The organism is Achromobacter agilis (genome assembly GCF_900496965.1).
In the GTDB taxonomy this organism is placed as follows: domain Bacteria; phylum Pseudomonadota; class Gammaproteobacteria; order Burkholderiales; family Burkholderiaceae_B; genus Achromobacter; species Achromobacter agilis.
In genome coordinates this window covers 45,958-58,964 of record NZ_UFQB01000019.1, presented here as the reverse complement: position 1 = coordinate 58,964, position 13,007 = coordinate 45,958, and the positions used below count along the sequence as shown (strand labels likewise).

Annotated in this window: 14 protein-coding genes and 2 pseudogenes; 5 read left to right on the top strand and 11 right to left on the bottom strand. The window is 67.1% G+C overall.

Features of this window, described 5'->3' with window-relative positions; translation table 11 throughout:
• Positions 1-13: 13 nt before the first annotated feature.
• Genes AGI3411_RS20625 through AGI3411_RS20575 form a run of 11 tightly spaced genes read right to left on the bottom strand, consistent with a single transcriptional unit; the run spans position 14 to position 9,303 of the window.
• Positions 14-2,365, bottom strand: coding sequence for an MMPL family transporter (locus AGI3411_RS20625; RefSeq protein WP_129529197.1), 2,352 nt, complete (start codon positions 2,363-2,365; stop codon positions 14-16).
• Positions 2,349-2,972: an outer membrane lipoprotein carrier protein LolA gene (locus tag AGI3411_RS20620; protein WP_244240403.1), complete on the bottom strand. Its 624-nt coding sequence runs from the start codon at positions 2,970-2,972 to the stop codon at positions 2,349-2,351. Before AGI3411_RS20620 ends, AGI3411_RS20625 begins: the two co-directional genes overlap by 17 nt.
• Entirely contained in the window at positions 2,969-3,412 is a 444-nt protein-coding gene (locus tag AGI3411_RS20615; protein WP_129529196.1) for an acyl-CoA thioesterase, read from the bottom strand. Before AGI3411_RS20615 ends, AGI3411_RS20620 begins: the two co-directional genes overlap by 4 nt.
• On the bottom strand, positions 3,405-4,328 hold the full coding sequence (locus AGI3411_RS20610) for an LpxL/LpxP family acyltransferase (RefSeq protein WP_208748147.1): 924 nt from the start codon (positions 4,326-4,328) through the stop codon (positions 3,405-3,407). Before AGI3411_RS20610 ends, AGI3411_RS20615 begins: the two co-directional genes overlap by 8 nt.
• The gene (locus tag AGI3411_RS20605; protein ID WP_129529195.1) at positions 4,325-5,077 is read right to left on the bottom strand and encodes a glycosyltransferase family 2 protein; all 753 of its coding nucleotides are present in this window, start codon (positions 5,075-5,077) and stop codon (positions 4,325-4,327) included. The genes AGI3411_RS20610 and AGI3411_RS20605 overlap by 4 nt, the downstream gene beginning before the upstream one ends.
• Entirely contained in the window at positions 5,074-6,765 is a 1,692-nt protein-coding gene (locus tag AGI3411_RS20600; RefSeq protein WP_129529194.1) for an ApeI family dehydratase, read from the bottom strand. Before AGI3411_RS20600 ends, AGI3411_RS20605 begins: the two co-directional genes overlap by 4 nt.
• Before the next feature lie 3 nt (positions 6,766-6,768).
• A complete protein-coding gene (locus AGI3411_RS20595; protein ID WP_129529193.1) occupies positions 6,769-7,317 on the bottom strand; it encodes a COG4648 family protein in 549 nt (182 codons plus the stop codon).
• Complete coding sequence (locus tag AGI3411_RS20590; protein ID WP_129529192.1) at positions 7,314-7,568, bottom strand: acyl carrier protein; 255 nt, start codon at positions 7,566-7,568, stop codon at positions 7,314-7,316. The genes AGI3411_RS20595 and AGI3411_RS20590 overlap by 4 nt, the downstream gene beginning before the upstream one ends.
• A gap of 16 nt (positions 7,569-7,584) precedes the next feature.
• Complete coding sequence (locus AGI3411_RS20585) at positions 7,585-7,845, bottom strand: phosphopantetheine-binding protein (protein WP_129529191.1); 261 nt, start codon at positions 7,843-7,845, stop codon at positions 7,585-7,587.
• Positions 7,826-8,689, bottom strand: coding sequence for a lysophospholipid acyltransferase family protein (locus AGI3411_RS20580; RefSeq protein WP_129529190.1), 864 nt, complete (start codon positions 8,687-8,689; stop codon positions 7,826-7,828). The genes AGI3411_RS20585 and AGI3411_RS20580 overlap by 20 nt, the downstream gene beginning before the upstream one ends.
• Positions 8,686-9,303 carry a beta-ketoacyl synthase chain length factor gene (locus AGI3411_RS20575; protein WP_244240402.1) on the bottom strand — a complete coding sequence of 206 codons (618 nt, stop codon included), beginning with the start codon at positions 9,301-9,303 and terminating at the stop codon, positions 8,686-8,688. The genes AGI3411_RS20580 and AGI3411_RS20575 overlap by 4 nt, the downstream gene beginning before the upstream one ends.
• A 242-nt stretch (positions 9,304-9,545) precedes the next feature.
• Between AGI3411_RS20575 and AGI3411_RS20570 the strand changes: the two genes are divergently transcribed.
• The 5 genes and pseudogenes from AGI3411_RS20570 (at position 9,546) to AGI3411_RS20550 (ending at position 12,958) form a co-directional block, all read left to right on the top strand.
• Positions 9,546-10,181: a 4'-phosphopantetheinyl transferase family protein gene (locus AGI3411_RS20570; RefSeq protein WP_244240401.1), complete on the top strand. Its 636-nt coding sequence runs from the start codon at positions 9,546-9,548 to the stop codon at positions 10,179-10,181.
• 91 nt (positions 10,182-10,272) lie between these two features.
• Positions 10,273-10,446 (top strand): annotated as a pseudogene (locus AGI3411_RS20565) (nitric oxide dioxygenase); the annotation flags it as partial.
• Positions 10,445-10,825 (top strand): annotated as a pseudogene (locus AGI3411_RS20560) (LysR substrate-binding domain-containing protein); the annotation flags it as partial. The pseudogenes AGI3411_RS20565 and AGI3411_RS20560, both read left to right, overlap by 2 nt.
• Entirely contained in the window at positions 10,822-11,865 is a 1,044-nt protein-coding gene (locus AGI3411_RS20555; RefSeq protein WP_129529188.1) for an AraC family transcriptional regulator, read from the top strand. The pseudogene AGI3411_RS20560 and the gene AGI3411_RS20555, both read left to right, overlap by 4 nt.
• Positions 11,866-11,989: 124 nt before the next feature.
• Positions 11,990-12,958 carry a Bug family tripartite tricarboxylate transporter substrate binding protein gene (locus AGI3411_RS20550; protein ID WP_129529187.1) on the top strand — a complete coding sequence of 323 codons (969 nt, stop codon included), beginning with the start codon at positions 11,990-11,992 and terminating at the stop codon, positions 12,956-12,958.
• Positions 12,959-13,007: the final 49 nt, after the last annotated feature.

The following is a 13,007-nucleotide window of genomic DNA, read 5'->3' as shown; positions in this document are numbered from 1 at the left end:
CTGTGTGTCCACTTTAGTTATTGAAAGAGGAGGGCTGTCCGGTTTCCCCGGGAGCACGGATCCAGGGGGCCCAAAGCAGCGAAAAGGCTACCCCCAGCGCCACGGCAAGCCCGAAGTTGGCGAGGGCGGGCGTGCGGCTGAGGCCGAGCAGCCCGAAGGACAGCAGCGTGGTGGCGGCGCTCAGCAGGATGCCGACGAGGCTGGCGGGCGCGCCCGCGACCCGTTCATACATGAAGATCGCATAGTCGACGCCGATCGCCGACACCAGCAGCAGGCCGAACAGGCTGAACAGCGTGAGCGGCTGGCCCAGGTAACCGAGCGCGGCCAGACTGCAGGCAGTGGCCGCCAGGGGTACGGCCAGGATACGCCAGGTTGCGGCGCGTCCCAGAGTGAGCAGCAGCAGAACGGCGGCCACCACGTAGGACAGCAGTTTGAGTTCGGCGGCTTCTATCCGGGTGGCCGCGAACATACGGTTCAGTTCGCCGCTGCGGTCCACGAGCGTTACGCCCGGCGCGGCTTCGGCTATGGCATCCAGGGCGGATGCGTTGCGCAGGCCCAGCAAGGTCACCATGCCCGCGGCCTGCCCGTCATGCACGCCCAGCCACAACGAACGCCAGCGCTCGGCTTGCTGGCCTTGCAACGCCTCGTCGATCGTGAGCGCGGGCAACGCGGCCATGGACAGCAGTTCCTGCCGCAGGGCTTCGTAGGGGATCCCGAGGTCGGTAAGGGGCTTCCAGATCCCGGGCCGGGCGGCGCTCGAGGCCAGGCTCAGCCCCAGCGCCTTCTGGTCGGCCGCCGGCGATACCAATTGGCTTAAGGCGCTATAGGCCGCCAGGTCGCCGCGTTCGATCAATCGGTCCAGCGCCTGCGAGACCCGCGCTTGCCGGCGCAGCAGCTCGTCCGTATCGGGCGCGCGAACGAGGAAGAACTGGCTGGTCGGCACGAAGCCGGTGATTTCGCCGATTTGCCGGGCTTGTTGCACCAGCGGAGCGGGCAGGCTCAGCCACTGGCGCAGGTCGTCCTGGATGCTGAGCCGGGAAACGCCGCCAATGGCGACGGCAGCCACTGCCAGGGCGCCGAGCCATAGCGCGCCGCGGCTTGCGGCAAGGTGCTCGCGGGCGCGCAGCGCGGCCTGCGCGAAGCGCATCAACGGCGGCCAGGGACGCGGGCTCCAGCCGTCCATCCAGGCGGGCAGCTGGCACACGGTGCACGCATAAGCGCCCAGCAGCCCGGCGGCCGAGAACACTGCCGTCTGCGTGAGCGCCGGGAACGGGGTGAACGCCAGGGCGATGTAACCCACGAGGCTGGCGGCAAGGCTGATCGTGAGGCCGGGCAGGACGCGCCGCAGCGCGGGCCAGGCCCGCCAGTCCGCCATGCCGTAGCTTTTGCCCAGCCAGTGCAGCGGGAAATCCACCGCCACGCCGATCAGGCTCGCGCCGATCACGAGGGTAAGGAGATGAATCGATCCGAACACCGCGACGCAGGTCACGGTGCCGGTCAACAGGCCGACGGCCACGGGCGCGAAGGCCAGCAGGGCGCGGGCGCGTCGCAGCGCCAGCAGCAGGACCAGGATGATGCCGATGGTGGCGCCGGCGCCGATCCAGCCGCTTTCGGCCATGGCCTGTGCCCGGCCGGCGGCCGCGTACAGGGGGCCGCCCGCCACCAGCAATTCGGCGCCGTCCGCGCCCAGGACCAGGCGGTCTTGCTCCAGCTGCGCGGCGACGCGCTGCGGCGCGCCGGAGTCGAAGGCATTGTCCTGGGTTTCGGCGCGCACCAGCACCCAGCGCTTGCCAGCCTGTTCCGCCTGCAGGGTGCCCGTGCGGAGGTCGTATTGCACGGCGCCGCCGGGGTGTAGCGCCTGTTCGGCGCGGCGGGTGAGCCCCAGCCAATCCTGGTCCGCGGGCACCAGCCCGGAAGAGGAAAAGGGATCCGACAATTCACGCGCGCGGCGCTGGGCATAGGTGGCGGGGGCCGTTTCGAGCTGGCGCCGGTCCGCCGCGGGCAGCATGGCCAGCCGGCCAGCCACCAGTTGCGCGCGCAGCGCCGTCAGGTCGACTGCCAGCTCCATCTGCACGGTGGAGAACAGCTCGCTATCCGTCCAGCGCTGTGCCAGCCGGCGCGCGGGCTCCGCGGAGTCCGCGCCGGAGCGGGCCGCGACCAGCGCGATGATCTGGCGGGACAGGGGTTCCTGGATGCGGGTCTCGGCCAATTGGCGCGTGGCGTCGGCGCCGGCTTGCGGCACCAGGTCCATCAGGTTGGCCGACACGGGCCAGCCGTTGCGGCATTGCCATGCGCCGAGGCATAGGATCAGCAGGAACCCCAGTTTGAACAGCCGGGGCAGCCAGCGTTCAATCGGCGAACGCACGTTGTTCCTCGGCCGTCAGGGTTTGGGCGGCTGCCGCGTCCGTCATCTGCAGCACGCTGCGGTCGCCCTGGGTCTCGCGCAGTTCGATACGGTCGACCAGCGCCGCCCCATTGATCTGGATGCTGTCGAAGATCTGCCGCAGGAGGGCCGATTTGGGCGTCAGCACCAACTGCCAGGCATTCGATTCGCCCGTCAGTTCCAGGTTGAAGTTCTCGCGCAGCCCCGTCGTGTCGCCCGCCAGCACGGCCAGGAACAGCTGGTTCTCGCGGCCCGCGCCCGAGCGCTGCGGCAACGCCTGCCATTTGCCCGCATCGTCGCGGCGCGAGATGCCCGTGGCGTCGATGCGCAGGTCTTGCGCGATGGGGGTGCGCAGCAGCCAAAGCAGGCCCTTGCCCGCCGCCAGGGTGAATTCGCCCCGGCTGGTCAGCGGCTGCGGGAGCGAGCGCAGGAATTTCTGCTGCACGAATTGGCCCCGTACGACAGGGGCGGCGCGTAGTTGTTCTTGCAGGTCGGCCAGCTCGAAGGCCTGGGCGTTCCAGGACAGGAAGGCCAGCGCCAGGAAGGCGCACAGGCGGTGCATGAGGCGGGGAAGGCAGCGTTGCTTCATGCCGGCGCATCCATCGATTCCAGCTGGCGCCGCACGGCGTCCCGTAGCTCGGCGGGCGAAGTCAGCTGCATTTCGCGGGTCTGGATGCAGACGGCGACCTGTTCCGAGGCGGCCCGCGTGAGGCGCCGGCCGCTCTCGGCGTCCAGGATCAGGTAATTGATCTTCAGGCGGTGTTCCCATTCCACGAGTTCGGCGCGCACGCGCAGGCGCTGGCCGAACTGTGCGGGTTGCGCGTAGCGCAGGTGCAGGTCGATCACCGGCCAGGCGTAACCGCTGGCCCGCATGGCGTCATAGCTGTAGCCCAGCGCATCCAGCAGTTCGCAGCGGGCCAGCTCCAGGTACTTCACATAGTGGCCATGCCACACGACGTTGATCGAATCGACATCGAAAAAGGGCACCCGGATTTCGACTTCAGCGCCGATGACGCCTCGTTTACGCATCGTCTTTCCAGAAGGGATAAAAGTTGAACCATTGCAGGGGCGCCTGGCGGCAGTGCGCGGCCAGGCGGTCGGCATAGCGCTGGGCCAGGCCGGCGATCCGCGCCTGGCGGGTGGCGCGCGTCCATTCGATGCCATCGGAAAACCGTTCCATGGCCACGCGGTAGCGCGAGCCGTGGCGCGTGCAGAACAGCAGGTTGACCGGGCAGCGCAGCAGGCCGGCGAGCAGCCAGGGGCCCTGGGGAAACGGGGCGGCGGCGCCAAGAAAATCCACCGGCGTCTTGCGGTCGCCTTGTAACGGAACGCGGTCGCCGGCGATGGCCACCCATTCGCCGCGATCCAGCCGTTGCGCCAGATCCAGCATGGCGGGGGCGTCCAGTTCGCTCACCTGGATCATGCGCAGCCCGCCGCCGGCCTCGTTGAGCAGGCGGTTGAAGTGGGCCGCGTGCTTGTCGTGCACCAGCACGTTGAGCTTCAGGGCGCCGGTCCGTTGCGCCAGCGCGCGGCATACTTCGATATTGCCCAGGTGCGAACCGACCAGGATCTGGCCGCGGCCCTCGCCCATTTGCCCGTGCAGGCCGTCCGGGTCGGCGATGTCCAGATCGGCCAGGGTGATCTTGCCCTGCCACACGTCGAGTTTGTCCAGAATCGCGTGGGCGAATGCCAGGTACTGGCGATAGACGGGCATGCTGCGCGGCAGCGCGACGGGCATGTCGTCGGATTGCGCCAGCCGGCGTTGGTATTCGGCAATGGCCCGCCGTGCGCGAGCGCCGGAAACATAGAAATACAGGACCACCGCCCAGACCACGGGCGCCACGGTGCGCCGGCCCAGGTTGCGCGCGGCCCAGGCCGTCAGGCGCATGAATACGAGGCTGCCGCGTTCGGGCTGGTCCGCCCAGTGCCGATCCATGGCGCTCATGGCCGCGAACCTTTCGCCAGCCGGCGCCACAGCAGCGCGGGCGAGCGGGCAAGCATGCCGAAGAATAGGCGCGCGTGCATGCGGCTGATCAGCACGTTGTCCCGCACGCCTTTGAAGTGCGAGATACCGCCTTCCGGGTAGGCCACGCGCGTCGGCAGCCAGACCATGGCGACGCCGCGCCAATGCAACCGCACCAGGATGGCGATGTCGAAGTCCATGCGTTGGCCGACGTGCGTATCGTCGATCACGGGCAGTGCCTGGGACAGGGGGTAGACGCGGAAGCCGCACATTGCATCGGGGATATCGGCCGAGAGCGTATTGATCCAGACCCAGATGCGGGTCAGCCAGCGGCCATACAGGCGGCTGCGCGGCACGTCGTCGCCGTATACGGGCAGGCCGCAGATGACGGCTTGCGGCCTGGCGCGAGAGGCGTCCGCGAAGGCGGCTGCGTCGGGCAGGGCATGCTGCCCGTCCGCATCCACCTGCAGGGCGTGCGTGTAACCCAGGGCGGCCGCGGTGCGCAGCCCGTCTTGCACCGCCGCGCCTTTGCCGCCGTTGGACGCGCGCCGCAGCAGGTGCGTGCGGGGCTGCGCCGCCAGCGCATCGAGCGCGGCCGCGCAGCCAGGCTCCGATCCGTCGTCCACCAGCACGCAAGGCAGTCCTTGCGCGGCGAGCTGCGCATGCACGGCGCCCACCGTGGCGCCGTGGTTGTACACGGGAATGACCGCGCAGAGCCGATACGTGGTCATGGCTGGCCACCCTCCAGAATGCGGCCCGATGAGCAGGGCGCGCCGTCGACCGTGAAGGCGAAATGCAGCTTGCGTTTGGCGGCGTCCCATTTGAGCGCCAGGGTGGCAACGTCGCCAGGACGGAGCAGCCGCTGGAACTTCAGGACCTCCATGCCGGCAAAGCGCAGGCCGGGGCAGAGATCCCGTTGCGCCAGCGACATCGCCCAGCTGATTTGCGCCACCCCGGGAACCACGGGGGCGGAAGGGAAATGGCCGGTGAAATAGGCGAGATCGTAAGGAATTTCGAGCGTGTAGCGGCGCTCGCCGTCCGCCTGGCCGGGCAGCGCCAGCGCATCCGGGACCAGCGGGCGGGGGCCCGCAGCGGCTTCGAATTCCCGCCGGGGCAGTTTGCCCTGTGCATTGGCGGGCAATTGCGGAAAGAAGCGCCAGGTGCGGGGAATGGCCAGCGATTCGAAGCCCGCGGCCAGATGCGCCCGCAATTCGCTGGTCAGCGCTTTGCGACCCTGGTTGCGCAGGGCGTGCAAGCCTTTGGCCGACAACGCGATCAGGGCGGCAAGGCGCGGCGCGCCCGCGATCCCGCCCAGGCGGGCTTCCGTGACGTAAGGGTGCCGCGACAGCGCCTGCTCGAGCATCGGCAGCGAGATGCGCTTCTCTTCGATCTTGACGATGCGGTCCAGGCGGCCGAGCAGCCGGAATCCGCCAGCGGCGAGTTCCGCGCCATCCGCGGTTTGTTCTTCGGCGGCGTCGACCCAGGGGGATTGCACGCGCAGCGCGCCTTCGGCGCTCAGGCTGACGGCGACGCCCGGCAGCGGACGCCAATCCTCGGCGCCCTGGCGCCAAGCGACGGCGCCCGTCTCGGAACTGCCGTAGATCTCCGTGGGGCGCAGGCCCAGGTGCCGCTCGATATGGTCGGATATCTCGGCGGGCAGTTCACCGCCCGAGGAGTGGATGCGGACCAGCCTGCCGCGCAACGCCGCCCAGTTCAGCCGTTCTCCCAGGCGCCGCAGCAGCGCGGGGCTAGCTATCCAGGTAAAGGAGGGATGGCGCAGGCTGGCTTGCTGCAGGTCTTCCGGGTAGATGCGTTGGACGCGGTCGAGCATGCGTCCCGCGGAAAGCGGCCACAGCACCCTGAAGGGCAGGCCGTACATATGCTGCGCCGATACGCTGCCCAGCACGGGCGTGCGCGCGTCGGGCCACTGCTCCTGCAGCGCGCGGACTTCGTTCATCAACTGCCGCCAGGTCTTGGCAATGTGCTTGGGCTGGCCGCTGGAACCGGAGGTGCACAGCACCAGCTCCTGCGAGGGATCCAGTTCGGCGGGCGCCAGCGGCGCATGGCCTTGGAGGTCCGCCAGCCGCCATTGCCGTTGCATCGGCACGGGGAGGTCGGTATCGGTCAGCCAGGCATCCACCGTGGCGTCAAGCACGGCGCAGGTATGTGCCTGGGCATCGCCGGGGAGCACCGCGGCCACGCCCGCGCGCCAGCAGGCAAGAAGCGCGATCGCCATCTGGGCGGCATCTTCGAACCAGAGCGCGACCCGACGCAGCGGTTTGGCTTGCAAGGCGCCAGCCGCCAAGAGGCAGGCATGCGCGAAGGCGCTGCGCGCCAGGAGCGGCTCGTCGGCGACGGGAATGTCGGCGTCACCGGGCGGGGCCGGTAGCAGGAGATGCGTCAGGGGAATCCAGGCCATGGTTCAAGCCGCTTTGGCGGCGGCGGGGCGCAGAATCCGTTCGCCGGCAAACAACAGGCCCATCAGTCCGTAGCTGATGGCGCCGTTGTAGGCGACCCACCAGCTCCAGGGCGCCCAGGCCGCCAGCGCCGCGGCCATGGCGCCGTTCAAGGCGAAGAAAGCGCACCACACGCGCGTGACGTTGCGGGTATAGCGCACGCCCTCGGGCGGCAGGTCGGGATGCCGCAGGCGGGCCAGTTGCTCGATCACGGGCCGGCCCGCCTTCAGGCTGGCGCCGAAGATTGCCAGCATCATGCCGTTGACCAATACCGGGTACCAGCGCAGCCCGGCTTCCGAATCCCAGATCGCCAGGACCAGGCAGAACACGACCGCCACGGCGGGCAGCAGGCGCGAACCGGGCTGCGCGGCGCTTGCGGTCAGGCCGCGCGCCAGCCATAGGAGCGCCAGGGGTAGGGCCACCCAGGCCACGCTCGCGCGCCCCAACGCCGCATGGACGACGAAGGGGTAGGCGATGCCGGCCAAGGCCAGGACGGCTGCCACGCCGCGTTTCATGCGGCAGGGTCCTGCTTTTGCCACATGGCTTCCACCACGTCCTCGATGGTGCGCACCGAGCGGAAGTCGTTGGCGTCGAGCTTGCGGCCGGTCTGGCGGCGGACCTGGTCGATGAGATCGATGGCGTCGATGCTGTCGATTTCCAGATCGGTGTACAGGTTTGCTTCGAGCGTGATGCGTTCTGGTTCGATCTCGAACAGTTCGATCAGCACGCCGCGCAGCGTATTGAAGATTTCCTCGCGGGTATGCATCGTGACTCCGTATGCGTTAATCGTGGCGCTGCGCGCTGACAAAAGACGCCAATTTGGCGATGCTGGTGAAATGTTCGCGCATGTTCCTCGTTTCCGGATCGATGGTGATGCGGTAGCGCTTTTGCAGCGCAAGGCCCAGCTCGAGCGCGTCTACGGAATCCAGTCCGAGTCCGTCGCCGAACAGATGGGCGTCGCGGTCGATGTCCTCGGGCGTGATGTCTTCCAGCCCCAGGGATTCGATGACGAGGGTTTTCAGTTCAAGTTCCAGTTGATTCATCCTGCTTGGACTCCGCATTCACCGCTATGGGTGATTGTTTGTTCATTGAGGCGCCAGGGGGCGCGGTGCGAGCCAGTTCGGTATCGAAATAGGCGTGCAGGTAATCGTTCATCCTGCGTCCGGCGATCGGCAGCGGGTGCGCATCGAGCCAGGTGGCGGGATCGATGTCTTCGCCGACATGAATGACATAGCGCATCCGGCAAGGCGGAATCCGGTACCAGGGTTCGCCTTTGGTCAGGCTGCGCGGATTCATGCTGATCACGACCGGCGTCACGACGCGCGCGCCGCGCAGCGCGATGGCGCAGGCGCCGCGATGGAACCGCGGCATGGTGTCGCGCGGCGTGCGGGTGCCTTCGGGAAAGACGATCAGGGTTTCGCCGTTGCGCAGCACGTCGGCGGCGCGGTCGAACATGTCGAAGCTTTCGTCGTTGGTGATGTAGCGGGCGTTGGCGATCGGCCCGCGGGTAAAGGGGTTCGTGGCCAGGCTGTGCTTGACGATGCAGTTGGCATTCTTGACGTGGCCCACCAGAAAGACCACGTCCAGCAGCGAGGGGTGGTTGGCCAGTATCATCTGCCCGGGTTGGCCCAGGCGCTCGGCGCCCCTGAATTCCACGGTCAGAATGCCAACGCGCACCATGAAGCGGATGAACAGGCGGAACGTCCGGTTCAAGGTCCAGCGGGCGCGGCGCTGGCGGTCCAGCGTGTCGCCGGGCAGCAGGCGCTGCGACGGGAAAACGAATGCGCGCAGCAGAACGCCGCCCAGCCCGAACAGGGTGAACGCCATGCCAGTGGCGACGAGCCGCCAGAGCCAGAAGTCCTGCCGGTGATGCGTGGTGCTCGTCATGCCATGCGTGTCCAGGTCCACTGGCGGGCAGGGTTCGCGTGCCGCCAGGCGTGCGTGCGCAGCAACAGATGGCGCAGCAGGTTCAGGGGATTGGGCCAGATCTGGGATTCATCGGCGGCCGGGGCTGCCTGCGGCGCATCCATGGCCAGCGTCCAGCCGGTGCCGGCGCGCAGGCGGAGCGCGACCGCATAGGAGCACGGCACGTCCGGCGTCCAGGGAGAATAGGGAACTGGAGGCAGTTCTTCCGCCAGCACCACGAGCACGTCTTCATGGCCCTGGGCCAAGAGCATGGAGGCTTCGACAATGGCGTGTTCGAGGCCGTCATCTTCCACGGACAGGGCGACGGATTCGGCCGTTTCACGGCGTATGATCGACCACTGCGCGGCGATGGCGTTATGCACGGACAAGCCGAACGCGGTAGGGGAAAGCGGCTCGTCCGCCGCCAGCGATTGCAGGAGCCCGAAGTTCCGGCTGGTTTCGCCATGCCGGGACGCGTAAACGAGCGGCATGCCCGGACGTTCTTCGGCCATGGGCCACGCGCACGCAAAGACGCCGCGCGCCAAGGCGCTCAGGCGGCGGCGTTGCAGGGGGGGCAAGAAATCCAGGGTGGGCACGTTCTGATTCCCGAAGGGGCAGAACGGATGTTCCGCCCAGTCCAACCAACTTTCGGGGCTATCGATTCCTGGTGTCCAACCTTGCCATTGCGCGATTGAAAACGTCAACATAGCGCGCGATTCTACTACGGCAAAATAGTGCGATTTTGATTTATATAGTTACACAAGATGCATTTTTACCGAGTAACTGTATTTATATTTACTTAATTTTACTCTTTTGCATGAGAATTCAGGAACTTTTAATGTGGTGGGCCGATAGGCGGGCCGCGGAGCAATATCGAATACACGACTTGTCCGAGGACGATCTCCGGCGGGCGCGGGCGATACGAAGCTCGAAAGCGCTGGACGATTGGCAGGTCAGCCGCGCCCTGCTGCGCGATATCCGGATGGAACTCGCCCCGGGCGGCGTCACCTCGCTCAGCCACAGCGGCGGCCATGCGGTCTGCGCGTCAGGTCCGGCGGCAAGCGCGCTGGGCGCCGACCTGGAGCGGATCCGCTTGCGCGATGTGCTGAGGCTGGCGGAGTGGGTCTGCTCGCCCGCCGAACAGGAAGTGCTTGCCCGCCTGGAAGGACCGGGCCGGCTCGAGCACTTCTATTTGTTGTGGACCCTGAAGGAAGCCTTCATCAAGGCGGCGGCGCTGGATTTTCCGGCAGATATGGCAGCGGTTGGCCTGGCCGGCCCGGAGGGCAAATGGCGCCTGCGCGCACCGCCCGGGCAGTGGCAAGCCTGTTCGTACCGGCTGGGCGCGGAATGGGTCGCCTCGGTAGTGTGGCACGCCGCGGCGGATCGGGCTATCCGTCCGGCCTGGCGAACTGCAACCGGCTGTGTGTTGCCGGCAGTTACCGTTTTGGGAGAGTGGGCGTCGGACGAGGCTTGAATTCTTGTCCGGGTTTTCCATTAGGATTTTAAAAGATGTATTATAAATATATGTTTAATGGCGAACACGATCGCACCACAAGGAGCAGTAGATGTTGAGTCCCCAAATCCGCGCCCTGGTCAAGGGCACGGCTCCCGTCCTCAAGACGCATGGCGTCGCCTTGACCCGGCACTTCTATGCCCGCATGTTCCAGCACAATCCGGAGCTCAAGCACGTCTTCAACCAGGGCCACCAGGCAGGTGGCGAGCAGCAGCAGGCGCTGGCCGGCCCAGGCGGCCCGGCAGGGCAAGCGCGCGCCCGCGCTGGTGACCGTGCGCTGGCGCGATTCTCCGCTGTACGAACAGGGCTGGCAGGACTGGTGCGAGGCGGCCGGGCTGCCGGCCTGGCGCCGGCCGGCGGCGGTGCATGCCTACGAAGAGGAGCACTACGCCTTGCAGGCCGCCATCGCCGGGCAGGGCCTGGTGCTGGCGAGTTCGGTGATGGTGTCGGACAGTGTGGGCGCGGGCACGCTGGTGGCCTGCCGTCCGGAAGTGCGGGTGGCGGGCGCCGCCTACTCGGCGCTGTGCGCGCCCGGCCGTGAACGCCATCCGCCGGTCAAGGCGTTCCTGGCGTGGCTGCGCAAGGAATTCGAGGCCGAGTCATGAGGCAGATCCCCCAGCTGATGCGCAGCGGCAGCCTGAGCGGCTATGTGGAACTGGTCGAATCGCTGGGCCGCGACCCCTATGCCTTCATGAAAGCGGTGGGGTTGCAGGCGCAGTTCCTGGATGATCCGGAGATGCTGATTTCCAGGGACGCCGTGCGCGAGTTGCTGGAGATCACCGCCCGCGCCACGCGGACGGAAGACCTGGCGTTGCGCATGGCGGCCCGGCGCAAGCTGTCTGCGCTCGGCCCCATCAGCCTGGTGCTGAGAGAGGAGCCCACGCCAAGGGCGGCCATCGATACCCTGTGCCGCTACTTGCGGCTGGTGAATGCTTCGCTGAGCATCCGCGTCGAAGACACGGGCAACGTGGTGGTCATCCGGGAGGATCTGCTGCCGACGCCTGGGCTGGCGATGCGCCAGTCGGTCGAGCTTGCCGTGGGCACCATGTTCCGCATCCTGAGCGAATTGATCGGGCCGCGTTGGCAACCGCTGGACGTCTGTTTCACGCATCGTCCGCCCGTGGACGTCTCCGCGCATCGGGCCTTCTTCAGGCGCGGCGTCAAATTCAATCAGGAGTTCAATGGCCTGGTGTGCCTGGCGAGCGATCTGTCCAGGCCGCGCGAACCCGGCGACCAGGTGGCGGCAGGCCTGGCAAGGAAATACCTGGAAGCGGCGCTGACGGATCGCGGCGAAAGCGCCCAGGAAACCTGCCGCCGGATCATATTGGCGCTGCTGCCGACCGGCGCCTGCAGCGCCCCGGAGGTTGCGCGGTTCCTGCACATCGACCGCCGCACGCTGCACCGCCGGCTCGACGCGGAAGGGCTCAGTTTCAGCCGCTTGCTGGACCAGGTGCGTTCGGACCTGGTCAGGCACCATTTGCGCGAGAGCGACCTGCCGCTTGGCGAGGTGGCGGAGTTGCTGGGCTTCGCGGGGCCCAGCAGTTTCAGCCACTGGTTCCATGGCCTGTTCGGCTGCAGCGCCACGCAATGGAGCAAGCAGGCTCTGTCCCAAAATAGCAAATTTATGTCCCAAAATGGCAAGTGATCGCGCCGTGCGCGTCAGATACTTGTGTCCATAGGCCAGATAGTGCGCAGCCCCGGTCCGCAGCAAAGCTGAACCGGATACCAGGCAGCCGGTGCATCTGTCCAATATAAGAAAGGAGACAAGCATGAGACTGCAGCGATTTGCACGGCCCGCATTGGCGTTGATCGGATGGTCGTTGGCGTTCAGCGCCTGGGCGCTGGGCGACAAACCTTTGCGAGTCATCGTCCCGGGGCCGGCGGGCGGCACGGTGGATATCGCCGCCCGCGTGATCGGACAGCAGATGTCCGTGGACATCGGCCGGCCCGTCATCATCGAAAACCGGCCAGGCGCAACCGGGTCCATCGGACTCAGCGCCATGCTGAAGGCCGACCCCGACGGCGATACGATCGCGCTCGGGCCGAGCAACATGCTGGTCGAGGCCCCGCAAGTGATGAAGGTGCCCTATGACCCGCTGGCGGACATCGTCACCATCGCCAGAGTGGCCTTGACGAGCTACGCGCTCGTGACCGCCGCGAATTATCCGGCCAAGGATTTCCAGAGCCTGGTCGAGCACTTGAAGACGCGCAAAGGCAAATCCTCCTTCGCCAGCTACGGAACGGGCACGGTGTCGCAGTATTCGGGGCTGATCTTCAGCAGCCAGACCGATCTGGACATGCAGCACGTGGCGTATCTCGGATCCCCGCCGGCGCTGCAGGACGTGATCGGCGGCCAGGTCGACATCATGTTCGATGGCATGGTGACTTCCTTGCCTCTGATCAGGAGCGGCAGGCTGCGCCCCTATGCCGTGGCCGGGAAGAACCGGTCCAGGTATCTCCCCGACGTGCCGACGATGAGCGAACTGGGCTATCCGGAGATCCAGTTCCAGGGGCAGGTGTGCTTCTACGGTTCCAGCAAGCTCCCGCCCGAAGTCCTGGCGAAGCTCCAGGCGATCATCGGCAAGGCGGCGAGCGTGCCCGCCGTGCAGCAGAAGCTGAGCGACGTGGGCCTGGAGCCTGACGTAAGCACCGATACGGCGGCGCTGCTGGCTGAAAACAAGCAGCTGTTCCAGCGCAACGCCGCGATCGTCAAGAAGTTCGACATCCGGGCGAACTGACCCGCCCGAAACCTTTCCCGTGCGTCGCAACGGCGCGTGCCCGCGCGCG